This window comes from Streptomyces sp. NPDC090798, from assembly GCF_044768965.1.
Classification (GTDB): domain Bacteria; phylum Actinomycetota; class Actinomycetes; order Streptomycetales; family Streptomycetaceae; genus Streptomyces.
The window spans coordinates 86,468-98,900 of sequence record NZ_JBIVXA010000013.1 but is presented as its reverse complement, the minus strand read 5'-3'; the positions used below and the strand labels follow the sequence as shown (position 1 = coordinate 98,900).

Genomic DNA, 12,433 nt, shown 5'->3' with positions numbered 1-12,433 from the left:
TGCACGGGCGCATACTCGGGCCGTTGCACGGGCAACGGTCGGAAACTGCCCCGGATAGCACTACAGCGGGTCGTCGGACCCGCCGGTACCAAGGCTAATGGTCCCGGGGCCGGTGACAAGACGTCGCCGGATTGTTCCTTCGCGCTGGGAACTACCCTGGTCCGGTGCGTGACAAAACCCAACCGAATTCCGCCGAGCCCGGTGACCGGCTGATCCGTGCCGGTGCCATCGTGTTCTTCGCCGGAGCCGTGGCCACACTCGTCACCGTGGCCCCGCTACTCCTCCATACAAAGCCTTTTCCGACGTACATGTTCGGCCTGAGCATGCTCATGGGCGTCGGGTTCCTGATCGCCGCGGCGGGGGTGCTGCGGTCCGTCGCCGCGGGGCGCCGTCAGGCCCGCGCGGTTCAGGCCCGTACGGCCTCCCGGTAGTCCCCGCGGTAGTCGCTCAACCACGCCGGGAACTCCGTCAGGTCGGCCAGCACCACGTCCGCGCCCGCCGCGCGCAGCTCCGCCGCGTCGCACGGGCCGGTGGCGACCGCGACGGAGTACGCGTCCGCGGTGCGCGCGCCGCGGACGTCGCCGGTGTGGTCGCCGACGTACACGCTCGCGCCGTGCTCCCGCAGCGCCTGCGCCTTCTGCTCGGCCCACAGGTTGCCGACGACCGCGTCGGCGTCGATGCCCAGGTGGTCCAGATGCAGCTTGGCGTTGGGCTCCCACTTCGCGGTGACGACGACCGCGCGCCCGCCCGCCGCGCGGACCGCCGTGACGGCCTCGCGGGCGCCGGGCATCGCGAGCGTGCCGGTGATGGCGTGCTCGGGGTACATCTCGCGGTAGAGGTCGGCCATCGCGGGGACCTGGTCCGCCGGGAACCAGTTGATCAGCTCCTCCGCCAGCGGCGGTCCGAGCCGCGTGACGGCCAGGTCGCAGTCGATGTACGTCCCCGTGCGCTCCGAAAGTGCCTGGTAGCAGGCGTGGATGCCGGGGCGGGAGTCGATCAGGGTCATGTCGAGGTCGAAACCGACGGTCAGCAGGCGGGGAGTTCGGGGCGTCGTCGATGCGATAGGCATATGGACCATTGTGCCCACCTGCTCACGTGCCCATGTGGTGGCCCGTGGCGGTCGGTCGCGCGGGTCAGCGGCGTCGCTGTGAGCGCCACACCAGGTACAGCGCCGAGGCCACGGCCGCGCCCCTGACCACCCACGGCCAGGTCTGCGCGACCGCCTCGTTCATGTGCCCCTTGACGATGGGATCGCCCCAGCGGCCGTCCGTACGGCCCCACAGCCAGACGACGCCCGCCGTCACGGCCAGCCCCGGCATGCCGAGCACGGCCCACTTCGACTCGACGGGGCTCAGCCGGCGGGAGGCCCAGGCGATGAGCCAGCCGAGGCCGAGGGCGAACCAGTTGCCGAGGGCGGCGCCGACGACGAGGAGGACGGCGGCGAGCAGGAGGAGGGGGTTGCTCCAGTTGCCTGGACGGGGGAGCCGGCGACGGGGCGCGACGGCGACGTCGGCCTCTTCGACGGGGGCGGCCTTCTCGGCCTTGGGCGCCTTCTCTGCGGAGTCGGTATCGTCCTCGTCCCCGGTCGCGTCCCCGTCCTCGTGCTTCGGTGGCGGCTTGAGGAGTTCGGGGATCTCCACGCCGCCGACGAATCCCGGCACGCTGTCCCCCAGCCCGAACGGGCTGGTGTCCTTGCGCCACCAGTCCGGATCCGCGGAGCTGTCGCCCAGTTCGTGCGTGCTCGCGAGGTGGGGCGGGGAGGGGGCGTCTTCGGCCGCGGTGGGGCGGGGCGTGGGTTTCGGTTCCGCCGGGCGCGGCCTCGGGACGACTCGGCGCAGGCCCTTGGGGCGGTCGTCGGCCTCACCGGCGCGCTGGGTGGGGACGGCGGCCCAGGTGTCCGTACCGGCCTCGGGGGCGCCCTCGCGGGCGGCGGCGACGATGTCGTCCGGGGTGCCGAGGCGGGAGAGGATGCGGCGGACGGCGGCCGGGCTGTCGACGGGGGCCTTCGCCCGGCGTCGGTCGATCTCGTTGCGCAGCTCCGAGACGAGTCGCATGCGGGTGGCCGAGGGCAGCTGGCGCTGCTGGGCCAGGTCTCCGACGCGGCTCAGATAGTCGAATACGAGCTGGTCGCTCTCAATCCCCACGAAGTCCCCTCCGGGGCGCGCACGTTGTAAACCCCGTGGCCACGACGGTACCGCGTACACCCCGAGTTCTTCGCCCCCGCCGCCCCTACCCGACCCATCCCCACTCGGGGGCTCCGCCCCCAAACCCCCGGGCGGGTTCGTCAACCGCGGCTGGGTGGGGGCTGGTCGCGCGGTTCCCCGCGCCCCTGGAGCACGGGGCTACGCCCCGGCCCCCCTTCCGGGGCGCGGGGAACTGCGCGATCGGCCCCGCCCACCCGCAGCCGGACAACACACCCGGGGTCCGGGGCGTAGCCCCGGGGATGGGGTGGGTAGGGGCGGCGGGGGCGAGAAACCACTACCGTTGAGCGGATGAGCACAGAGGAGCACCCCACGCCGGACCCCGCCCCGCAGGGCACCGCTCCGCGCTCCCTCGCGGAAGCCCTCCGCGCCCGGGACGACGCCTCCCTGTCGGCCCTCCTCCACACCCGCCCCGACCTCATCACCCCCGTCCCCACGGACCTCACCCAGCTCGCCACCCGCGCCGGCACCCGCGCCTCGGTGGTCCGCGCCCTGGAGCGCCTGGACCGGTTCGCACTCCAGACCGCGGAGGCCCTCGCCGTCGCGTCGGACCCGGCGACGCACGACGAACTGCTCGCGCTGCTGGCGGGCGACGACAACGACCCGGCGGTCACGGCGGCGTTCCCGCGCGCTCTGGGGACGCTCCGCGAGCAGGCCCTGGTGTGGGGCCCCGACGACCGCCTGCGCCTCGTACGGACGGCGCGCGAGCTGCTCACACCGTCCCCCCAGCACCCGTCCCCCACGGGCCTCGGACCGACCGTCGCCGAGGCCACGGCCGGGATGTCCCCCGGGCGTATCCAGGAGATCGTGGCCGAGGCCGGACTACCGACCACCCACGACTCCGTCTCCGCCGTCGCCTCGCTCACCGGACTGTTCACCGACCGGGCGCGGATGTCGGCGCTCCTCGACACCGCCCCGGCCGAGGCGGTGGACGTGCTGTCCCGGCTGGTGTGGGGGCCGCCGTACGGCCAGGTGACCGCCGACCCGGCACGTCATCTGCGCTGGCTGATCGACCGCGGCCTGCTGCTGCCGACGGCGCCCGGCACGGTCGTACTGCCCCGGGAGGTCGCCCTGCATCTGCGGGCGGGACGCGCGCACCGGGCGACGGAGCCGGTCGCCCCGGCGGTCGAGGCCGCGCGGACGCACCGTCCACAGGTTGTGGACAGTGCGGCGGCGGGCCAGGCGTACACGGCGCTCGCCACCGTCGAGGAGCTGCTGAAGGACTGGCACGAGGGCGGGCCCGCCGTACTGCGCGCCGGTGGGCTCAGCGTGCGGGACCTGAAGCGGACGGCGGTGGCGCTGGACGTCGCGGAGCCGATCGCCGCGTTCTGGGTCGAGCTCGCCTACGCGGCGGGGCTGCTGGCCTCGGACGGGGAGGCGGACGAGCGGTACGCGGCCACCCCGGGCTATGACGAGTGGCTGGAGAGGCCCGCCGCCGAGCGGTGGGCCGCGCTCGCCTCGGCGTGGCTGACCGCGACCCGTACGGCGGGCCTGATCGGCGGGCGGGACACGAAGGACCGTACGTTGTCGGCGCTGGGCCCCGGGCTGGACCGGTCGGCCGCCCCCGAGGTCCGCCACCGCGTCCTCACCCTCCTCGCCACCCTCCCCGAGGGCGCCGCCGCCACCCCCGACTCGGTCCTCGCCCACCTCCAGTGGGAGCGTCCCCTGCGAGGGGACCGGGGCACGGCCGAGGATCTGCGGGTCCGGCTCGCCCGGTGGACGCTGTCCGAGTCGGAGCTGCTGGGAGTCACCGGCCGGGGCGCCCTCTCGGCACAGGGGCGGGCGCTGCTGGGGCTGCCCGCGGCGAGCGTGCGGGAGACCGGGACGCGCGCCCCGTCCGGTCCCGGCGACAAGCTCCCCGCCCACAAGCACCACCGCCCCGCCGTCGAGGCCCCCCTCTCCGTAACCCCGCACTCCCCCGCCGAGCAGGCCGCTGCCGCCGCCCACGCCGCCCGGCTCCTCGCCCCGCTGCTGCCCGAACCCCTGGACCACGTCCTCCTCCAGGCGGACCTGACCGCCGTCGCCCCCGGCCCGCTGGAACGTCCCCTCGCCGACGCGCTCGGCGTGCTCGCGGACGTCGAGTCGAAGGGCGGGGCGACGGTCTACCGCTTCACCCCGGGGTCGGTACGGCGGGCCCTGGACGCGGGCCGGTCGGCCTCGGACCTGCACGCGTTCCTCGCGGCCCACTCCCGCACGCCCGTCCCGCAGCCGCTCGCCTATCTGATCGACGACGTGGCGCGCAGACACGGCCATCTGCGGATCGGGGCGGCCTCGGCGTACGTCCGCTGCGACGACGACGCGCTGCTGAGCGAGATCCTCGCCGACAAGCGCTCGCAGGGACTGCGGCTGCGCCGCCTCGCGCCCACCGTGCTCGCCGCCCAGGCCGACCCGGCGGCCCTGCTGGAGGGCCTGCGCTCCATGGGCTTCGCGCCCGCGGCGGAGTCCGCCGAGGGTGATGTGCTGATCACCCGCGCCCACGCCCACCGCACCCCGCCGCGCTCCGCCCCCGTGCCGGTCCCGGAGGGCCCGCCGGTGCCCGACGCCACGCTCCTCGGTGCCGCGGTCCGCGCCATCCGCGCCGGTGACCTGGCCTCCACGACCCCGCGCAAGGACACGCAGACACCGGCGCCGGGCAACGGCGAGCTGCCGCGCACCAGCTCCGCCGAGACCCTCGCCACCATGCAGGCCGCCGTCATGACCGGCGAGGCGGTGTGGATCGGGTACGTGAACGCCGAGGGCGCCGCCAGCCAGCGCGTGATCGCCCCGATCCGGGTGGAGGGCGGCTTCGTGACGGCGTACGACCACACCGCGGACGAGGTCCGCACGTACCCGTTGCACCGCGTGACGGGGGTCGCCGAGCTCGCCGACGACCAGCCGTGATCACCGCCCCTTGAGGCACACTGGACGTTTGGCCGGTCATCCGCGCGGGGTGACGGCACGCAGAAAGGGACGGGTGTGAACGGACCCCTCATCGTCCAGAGCGACAAGACCCTGCTCCTGGAAGTCGACCACGAGCAGGCCGACGCCTGCCGTCGGGCCATCGCGCCGTTCGCCGAGCTGGAGCGGGCGCCCGAGCACATCCACACCTACCGGGTGACACCGCTCGGCCTGTGGAACGCGCGCGCCGCGGGCCACGACGCCGAGCAGGTCGTCGACGCGCTCGTCGAGTTCAGCCGCTACCCCGTGCCGCACGCGCTGCTCGTCGACATCGCCGAGACGATGGACCGTTACGGTCGTCTCACCCTCAGCAAGCACCCGGCCCACGGGCTGGTCCTGACCACCACCGACCGGCCCGTCCTGGAGGAGATCCTCCGGTCGAAGCGGATCATCCCGCTCGTCGGCGCCCGGCTCGACCCGGACACCGTGGCCGTGCACCCCTCCGAGCGCGGGCAGATCAAGCAGACGCTGCTGAAGCTGGGCTGGCCTGCCGAGGACCTCGCCGGGTACGTCGACGGGGAGGCGCACCCGATCGAGCTGGCCGAGGACGGCTGGGCGCTGCGGCCGTACCAGAAGCAGGCCGTGGAGAACTTCTGGCACGGTGGGTCGGGCGTCGTCGTCCTGCCCTGTGGAGCCGGCAAGACGCTCGTCGGGGCCGGGTCCATGGCGCAGGCCAAGGCCACCACGCTCATCCTCGTCACCAACACCGTCTCCGCCCGGCAGTGGAAGCACGAGCTGGTGAAGCGGACCTCGCTGACCGAGGACGAGATCGGCGAGTACAGCGGCACGAGGAAGGAGATCCGCCCGGTCACCATCGCCACCTACCAGGTGCTGACGACCAAGCGGAAGGGCGTCTATCCCCACCTGGAGCTCTTCGACTCCCGGGACTGGGGGCTCATCGTCTACGACGAGGTGCACCTGCTGCCCGCGCCCGTCTTCAAGTTCACGGCCGATCTCCAGGCGCGGCGGCGGCTGGGCCTGACCGCGACCCTGGTCCGCGAGGACGGACGCGAGTCGGACGTCTTCTCGCTCATCGGGCCCAAGCGGTTCGACGCGCCCTGGAAGGAGATCGAGGCGCAGGGCTACATCGCGCCCGCCGACTGTGTCGAGGTCCGCGTCAACCTCACCGACTCCGAGCGGCTCGCCTACGCGACCGCCGAGACCGAGGAGAAGTACCGCTTCTGCGCGACGACCGCGACCAAGCGGAAGGTGACCGAGGCGCTGGTGCGGAAGTTCGCGGGGCAGCAGATCCTCGTGATCGGCCAGTACATCGACCAGCTCGACGAGCTGGGCGAGCACTTGAACGCGCCCGTCATCAAGGGCGAGACCAGCAACGCGCAGCGGGAGAAGCTGTTCGGCGCCTTCCGGGAGGGCGAGATCAGCGTGCTCGTCGTGTCGAAGGTCGCCAACTTCTCCATCGACCTGCCGGAGGCGACTGTCGCGATCCAGGTGTCGGGCACCTTCGGCTCGCGCCAGGAGGAGGCCCAGCGGCTTGGCCGCGTGCTGCGCCCGAAGGCCGACGGCCACCAGGCGCACTTCTACTCCGTGGTCGCCCGCGACACCATCGACCAGGACTTCGCCGCGCATCGGCAGCGGTTCCTGGCGGAACAGGGGTACGCCTACCGGATCGTCGACGCTGACGAGCTCCTGGCCGACAACTGAACCAGCAGCACCAACCCCAGCAGGGGGTACGGCGAGGCAAACGGCTGCTGCCACCAGGGTAGATGGAGGTCCAGATCGCCCTGGTGCGGGACCAGCCAGAGGGTGCGGGCCGCGAACACCGCGGCGGTGGCGGCGGCCGGGCGCGGGCCGTGTTCGGCGTACAGCACGGCGATCAGCGGGACGCACCACACCCAGTGGTGCGACCAGCTGATGGGCGAGATCAGCAGGGCCGTGAGGGCGGTGACGAGGACGCCCTGGCGGTCGGTGCGCGCGCGGCGGGCCAGGCACAGCCCCGCGGCCGCGACGGCCAGCGCGGGTGCCGCCCACAGCGGACCGGGCGCCGGATCCCCCAGCAGCCGGGCGATCAGCCCCTGGAGCGACTGGTTGTCCACGATCCACACCTTGCCGACGCGGCCGGTCTCGTAGAGCCGCCGGGTCCAGAAGTCGACGCTCGCGGCGGGAAGGGCGAGCGCTCCCAGGAGTACGGTCCCGGCGAAGGCCGCCAGGGCGGTGGCCGCTTCCCGTCGCCGGCCCCTGAGCAGCAGATACGCCACGAAGACGGCGGGGGTCAGTTTCACCCCGGCCGCGATGCCGAGAGCGATGCCCTTGCCCGGGGCGCCGGGCGGCCGTGTCAGGTCCCAGAGGATCAGGCAGGCGACGGCGAGGTTGATCTGGCCGAAGAGCACGGTCTGGAAGACGGGTTCGAGCCACAGGGCGAGCGCGGTGGCGGCGCAGAGCGCGGGCAGCCGCGTCGGCAGGCCCGCGAGACGGCAGGAGAGCCGGACCAGCACGGCCAGCAGGGCCACGTTCCCGGCGACGAAGGCCGCCTTGAGAAGGGGCAGCGGGAGCCAGGCCAGCGGGACGAAGAGAACCGCCGCGAAGGGCGGGTACGTGGCGGGCAGATGCCACTCGGTGACGGTGAACCCGTAGAGATCCGTGCCGTGGACGACGGCCGCACCCTCGGCCCGGTAGACGAGCGCGTCGGCCATCGGGGTGCGCCGGAGGAGACACAGCGCGGCGAACGCCGCGAGGGAAGCGGCAAGCAGAAGGACGGGCAGAAGGAAGGGCGGAAGGGAGCGGGGGAAACGGGAGGCGGAGAGGCGGAGGACGGAGAAACGGGGGACGGAGAACGGGAGAACTTCGTCGAGTGAGCGATCGGTCACGTTCCGCTGAAGCACGGAGCGACCCTAGTGCCGGGGCGGTTCACCCCGGGGGACGGCTCACCGGCGTCGTACGCCCGCCTCCTCCTCGTACTCACCGAGGAGCACCACGCCGAACGCCGCGCCCACGAAGACCTTGACGGCGCGCAGGGCGTCGCCGACACGGTGGCGGTGGTGGCCGACGGAGAAGGCGGTCGCGCCACGAGCGGCGGGACCGCGTTGGGAAGGGCCTGGGGTGAAGGTTGCTGCGCTCATGTATCCATGATGAAATGCGCGACCCCTTATGGCGTCGGCCTATGGACCGAACCTCGGCGGCCCCTCGTACGCCTCCAGGCCTCTGCGTGTACGCCTCACGACGGACGGCGACCCCTAGAGATATGGGGGTCGCATCCCTGATGCCGCGCATGACGCCGCGAGCGATCCGCGAGCGATCCGCGAAAAAGGGTTGGCCCGGACCTCCTCCCCTGACCTAGAATCTCCGCTCTTGCCCGCCTCCCTCGACGGAGTGCCGCCGCCCGGCCGGAAACCGGACAGCATCCAACGGCTCGACCGCCGTACCCACTCACACGCAGCAGGTCTTCCGGAGGCACCACGTTGTCCACCCCACCCGCCCACGACCCCCTCTCCCGCGAGCGCGCCCACCTCGGCGAGTCCCGCGCGGCACTGCGCGCGATGCGCGAGGACGTGGAGAACCTCGACATCCGGGACGTCACCGCGAACTGGGTGAACGCCGCGGTCCTCCAGCACCAGATCGACGAGCGGATCAAGGCCCTCGCCGACCTCAGCCACACCCCGCTGTTCTTCGGCCGCCTCGACTATCTGCACGCGCCCGGCGCCGACAAGGCGGAGGGCGCGGAGGGGGAGCGTTTCTACATCGGGCGCCGACATGTGCACGACGCCGAGGGCGACCCGATGGTCATCGACTGGCGCGCGCCGGTGTCGCAGCCGTTCTACCGGGCCTCCAAGAAGGACCCGATGGACGTCGGACTGCGCCGCCGCTTCGGGTACACCGCCGGCGACCTCACGGCGTACGAGGACGAGCACCTGTCCGACCCCTCCGAGGCCGCGGGGACCAGCAAGCTGCTCCAGCAGGAGATCGAGCGCCCGCGCGTCGGCCCGATGCGGGACATCGTGGCGACCATCCAGCCGGAGCAGGACGAGATCGTACGGTCGGGTCTCGCGGGCTCCGTGTGTGTGCAGGGCGGCCCCGGCACCGGGAAGACGGCCGTCGGCCTGCACCGCGTCGCCTACCTCCTCTACGCCCACCGGGAGCGGCTGGCCCGCACCGGCACCCTGGTCATCGGGCCGAACAAGTCCTTCCTGCACTACATCGAGCAGGTGCTGCCCGCGCTGGGCGAGCTCGAGGTCAAGCAGGCGACGGTCGACGACCTCGTCGCGCATGTGGAGGTACGCGGAACGGACGACGCGACCGCCGCCGTCGTCAAGGGCGACGCCCGGATGGCCGAGGTGCTGCGCCGGGCCGTCCGCTCGCATGTGACGCTCCCGACCGAGGGCGTCGTGGTCGTGCGCGGCTCGCGGCGCTGGCGCGTCCCGGCGTACGAACTCGAGACGATCGTCGCGGAGTTGCTGGACCGCGACATCCGGTACGGCGCCGCCCGCGAGGCCCTTCCGCAGCGGATCGCGCACGCCGTGCTGGTCCAGATGGAGCGCTCGGGCGAGGCGCCGGACGACCGGGTGCAGGACGCCGTGGCCCGCAACACCGCGGTGAAGGCGGCCGTCAAGGCGATCTGGCCGCCGGTCGACCCCGCCAAACTGGTCCTGCGGCTGCTCACCGACGCCGACTTCCTCGCCGTCCACGCGGAGGGGCTCCTCGGCGAGGACGAGCGGAAGGAGATCCTCTGGCCGAGGCCGGTGCGGTCGGTGAAGTCGGCCAAGTGGTCGGCCGCCGACGCCGTCCTGATCGACGAGGCCACCGATCTCGTCCAGCGCACCCACTCACTCGGCCATGTCGTCCTCGACGAGGCGCAGGATCTGTCGCCGATGCAGTACCGGGCGGTGGGGCGGCGCTGCACGACGGGTTCGGCGACCGTGCTCGGCGATCTCGCCCAGGGCACGACCCCCTGGGCGACGCGGAGTTGGGACGAGGCGCTCGCCCACCTCGGCAAGGGGGAGGCGGTGATCGAGGAGCTGACCGCCGGTTTCCGCGTCCCCACCGACGTCATCGCCTATGCCTCCCGACTGCTGCCGCACATCGCGCCGGGCCTGACCCCGGTGGCGTCGGTCCGTGAGAACCCGGGCTTCTTCGAGGTGCGGCCGACGACCGCCGACGAGCAGGTCGTGAGCGCCTGCGAGGAGTTGCTGCGCAATGAGGGTTCGATCGGTCTCATCGCCGCCGACGCCCGGATCCCGGCGCTCGCCGAGGCACTGTCGGCGGCGGGCCTGACATACCTGGGCCCCGGCGAGGAGACGACGGCACAGACCCGCCTCACCCTGGTTCCGGCCTCACTCGCGAAAGGGCTGGAGTACGACTATGTCGTCTTGGACGAGCCGCAAGCCGTGGTGGACGGCGAACCGGACGAACGCACCGGCCTGCGGCGCCTGTACGTGGCCCTGACCCGAGCGGTGTCGGGCCTGCTCGTCACCCACGCGGCGCCGCTGCCGGAGCAACTGACTTAGTCAGGAAGGGACTTCAGCAGCGCGTCCAGGAGGCCGGGGAACCGGGCGTCGAGGTCGTCGCGGCGCAGCCGTACGAAACGGTTGCGGCCGACGGCCCGCGTCGAGGTGAGCCCGGCCTCACGCATGATCCGCATGTGGTGCGAGACCGTCGACTTGTGCAGATGTTCGTCGGCGGGCGGACGGCTGGTGGACCAGTGGGGCCCGCGGACGGTGATCGTGTGGGGCAGCGCGGCGTACGTGGTGCTCGCGGCCGCCTCACCCTGGACCCTGCGCACCATGCCGACGGCGCTCGCGGCCTCCGCGCTCACCCCGCTCGTCGGCTGGGCCATCGCGGTGGCCCTGATCACCCGCCTCGCCTCACTCGACCCGCCGAACGCGCCGGTCCTGGTCTCCCTCAACAGCAGCGCGCTCTACCTGGGCGTGGCGGCGGCGGGCGGCACCGGCAGCCTGGCGATCACGCTGTTCGGGGACCGCTGGTTCCTGCTGGTGGGGGCGGGGCTGATGACCGTGGCGACGGCGGTGGCGACGATCACGACACGGACACCACGGGCGGCCTCCGAGGGTGCGCACCAAGGCCCACCACAGCTCAAGCGCGCGCTGCCGTGACAGTCGGGAAGGCCCGGCCGCCCGGCCTCGTCCGCTACGCGTCCAGGGCCTGCCGCCACTCCCGTACGGCCGCCACCGCCACCGGGCCGTGCCACCCGCCGGGCCGGGCCGCCCCGCCGATGTGGAAGGCGTCGATCCCCGCGGCCCTCAGCCGGGGAACATGATCGAGACGCAGCCCGCCGCCCACCATGATCCGGGGCTCGTAACCGGGTTCGGTGCGGCGGGTGGCCTCGGCGAGGAGGGTCGGGAAACCGTCGTCCACACCGTCCGGGGAACCCGCCGTGAGGTACGCGTCCAGGCCCGGCAGGTCCGCGAGCTGCTTGCGCAGGGAGTCGCGGTCGGCGGCGCGGTCGATCGCGCGGTGGAACGTCCAGGGGCAGCCGTCCAGTTCGGCGACGATCCGCTCCACGGCGGACAGGTCGGGGCCGCCGTGCTCGTCGAGGAACCCGAGCACGAACTCGTCCGCTCCGGCGGCCCGCATCTCCCCCGCGATCCGTACGAGCGCGTCGACGCCCTTGGCGCCGCCCGCCGCGAAGCCGTCCGCGCGCCTCAGCATCACGCGCAGCGAGATGTCGACGGCGGCGCGGATCCCGACGAAGGTCTCCACCGCCGGGGTGAGCCCGTCGGCGGCCATGTCGGTGACCAACTCCAGCCGGTCGGCGCCTCCGGCCTGGGCGGCGACCGCGTCCTCCACGCCGAGGGCGATCACCTCCAGAACTGCACGCTTGCGCTCGCTCATGGGACCTCTTCCTCTGGGCGGCTACAGGTCTAGTCCAATCCCAGCGTACGCCGGGCCCACCGACCACCGCGAGAAGGCCTCGCCCTTTACCGAGGGCACAAAGTCGGGGCTCCGCCCCGATGCCCCGTCCACTCGGATCCGTTCACCTGCGGGTGGGCGGGCGCTGGACGCGCAGTTCCCCGCGCCCCCAGACGGGGCTCCGCCCCGATCCCCGTCCGCGCGGAGTGCTTCGACTGCGGCGCGGTGGGGGCTGGACGCGCAGTTCCCCGCGCCCCCAGACGGGGCTCCGCCCCGATCCCCGTCCGCGCGGAGTGCTTCGACTGCGGCGCGGTGGGGGCTGGGCGCGCAGTTCCCCGCGCCCCCAGACGGGGCTCCGCCCCGATCCCCGTCCGCGCGGAGTGCTTCGACTGCGGGACGGCGGGCGCTGGGCGCGCAGTTCCCCGCGCCCCGGAAAACATCCGCCCGGCCCGGCGTCCGAGGGACCCCTGATC

The 12,433-nt window shown here is 73.3% G+C and carries 11 protein-coding genes; 5 read left to right on the top strand and 6 right to left on the bottom strand.

The features are described from left to right. Window positions 1-164: 164 nt before the first annotated feature. Entirely contained in the window at window positions 165-431 is a 267-nt protein-coding gene (locus ACIQTP_RS27450; protein ID WP_403404345.1) for a hypothetical protein, read from the top strand. Here the strand turns inward: ACIQTP_RS27450 and ACIQTP_RS27445 are convergent. Both ACIQTP_RS27445 and ACIQTP_RS27440 read right to left on the bottom strand, forming a co-directional pair. Continuing rightward, window positions 407-1,078, bottom strand: coding sequence for an HAD family hydrolase (locus ACIQTP_RS27445; protein ID WP_403404343.1), 672 nt, complete (start codon window positions 1,076-1,078; stop codon window positions 407-409). The two genes, ACIQTP_RS27450 and ACIQTP_RS27445, sit on opposite strands and share 25 nt — an antisense overlap. Before the next feature lie 55 nt (window positions 1,079-1,133). Further along, on the bottom strand, window positions 1,134-2,144 hold the full coding sequence (locus tag ACIQTP_RS27440; protein WP_403404340.1) for a hypothetical protein: 1,011 nt from the start codon (window positions 2,142-2,144) through the stop codon (window positions 1,134-1,136). Between the two features lie 348 nt (window positions 2,145-2,492). Between ACIQTP_RS27440 and ACIQTP_RS27435 the strand changes: the two genes are divergently transcribed. Further along, entirely contained in the window at window positions 2,493-5,081 is a 2,589-nt protein-coding gene (locus tag ACIQTP_RS27435; RefSeq protein ID WP_403404337.1) for a helicase-associated domain-containing protein, read from the top strand. Between the two features lie 75 nt (window positions 5,082-5,156). Next, entirely contained in the window at window positions 5,157-6,800 is a 1,644-nt protein-coding gene (locus ACIQTP_RS27430) for a DNA repair helicase XPB (protein ID WP_402044686.1), read from the top strand. Here the strand turns inward: ACIQTP_RS27430 and ACIQTP_RS27425 are convergent. Then, window positions 6,758-7,846, bottom strand: coding sequence for a glycosyltransferase 87 family protein (locus ACIQTP_RS27425; RefSeq protein WP_403404645.1), 1,089 nt, complete (start codon window positions 7,844-7,846; stop codon window positions 6,758-6,760). The genes ACIQTP_RS27430 and ACIQTP_RS27425 overlap by 43 nt on opposite strands. 174 nt (window positions 7,847-8,020) lie before the next feature. Then, window positions 8,021-8,215 (bottom strand): hypothetical protein, encoded by a 195-nt coding sequence (locus tag ACIQTP_RS27420; RefSeq protein ID WP_402044689.1) that lies wholly within the window; start codon window positions 8,213-8,215, stop codon window positions 8,021-8,023. 417 nt (window positions 8,216-8,632) lie between these two features. Here ACIQTP_RS27420 and ACIQTP_RS27415 point away from each other — a divergent pair, with 417 nt between their 5' ends. Then, complete coding sequence (locus tag ACIQTP_RS27415; protein ID WP_403404643.1) at window positions 8,633-10,597, top strand: HelD family protein; 1,965 nt, start codon at window positions 8,633-8,635, stop codon at window positions 10,595-10,597. Here ACIQTP_RS27415 and ACIQTP_RS27410 read toward each other — a convergent pair. After that, entirely contained in the window at window positions 10,594-10,875 is a 282-nt protein-coding gene (locus ACIQTP_RS27410; RefSeq protein ID WP_403404333.1) for an ArsR/SmtB family transcription factor, read from the bottom strand. The two genes, ACIQTP_RS27415 and ACIQTP_RS27410, sit on opposite strands and share 4 nt — an antisense overlap. Between ACIQTP_RS27410 and ACIQTP_RS27405 the strand changes: the two genes are divergently transcribed. Continuing rightward, on the top strand, window positions 10,874-11,203 hold the full coding sequence (locus ACIQTP_RS27405; RefSeq protein ID WP_403404330.1) for a hypothetical protein: 330 nt from the start codon (window positions 10,874-10,876) through the stop codon (window positions 11,201-11,203). The two genes, ACIQTP_RS27410 and ACIQTP_RS27405, sit on opposite strands and share 2 nt — an antisense overlap. 34 nt (window positions 11,204-11,237) lie before the next feature. Here the strand turns inward: ACIQTP_RS27405 and ACIQTP_RS27400 are convergent, their stop codons facing one another. Then, window positions 11,238-11,942 carry a copper homeostasis protein CutC gene (locus ACIQTP_RS27400; protein ID WP_403404327.1) on the bottom strand — a complete coding sequence of 235 codons (705 nt, stop codon included), beginning with the start codon at window positions 11,940-11,942 and terminating at the stop codon, window positions 11,238-11,240. Window positions 11,943-12,433 lie beyond the last annotated feature (491 nt).

Bases quoted from the DNA above. Each gene is read 5' to 3' on its own strand.
- ACIQTP_RS27420 (WP_402044689.1), bottom strand. From the start codon at position 8,215: ATGAGCGCAGCAACCTTCACCCCAGGCCCTTCCCAACGCGGTCCCGCC.
- ACIQTP_RS27405 (WP_403404330.1), top strand. From the start codon at position 10,874: ATGCCGACGGCGCTCGCGGCCTCCGCGCTCACCCCGCTCGTCGGCTGG.
- ACIQTP_RS27445 (WP_403404343.1), bottom strand. From the start codon at position 1,078: ATGGTCCATATGCCTATCGCATCGACGACGCCCCGAACTCCCCGCCTG.
- ACIQTP_RS27435 (WP_403404337.1), top strand. From the start codon at position 2,493: ATGAGCACAGAGGAGCACCCCACGCCGGACCCCGCCCCGCAGGGCACC.
- ACIQTP_RS27400 (WP_403404327.1), bottom strand. From the start codon at position 11,942: ATGAGCGAGCGCAAGCGTGCAGTTCTGGAGGTGATCGCCCTCGGCGTG.
- ACIQTP_RS27410 (WP_403404333.1), bottom strand. From the start codon at position 10,875: ATGGTGCGCAGGGTCCAGGGTGAGGCGGCCGCGAGCACCACGTACGCC.
- ACIQTP_RS27415 (WP_403404643.1), top strand. From the start codon at position 8,633: ATGCGCGAGGACGTGGAGAACCTCGACATCCGGGACGTCACCGCGAAC.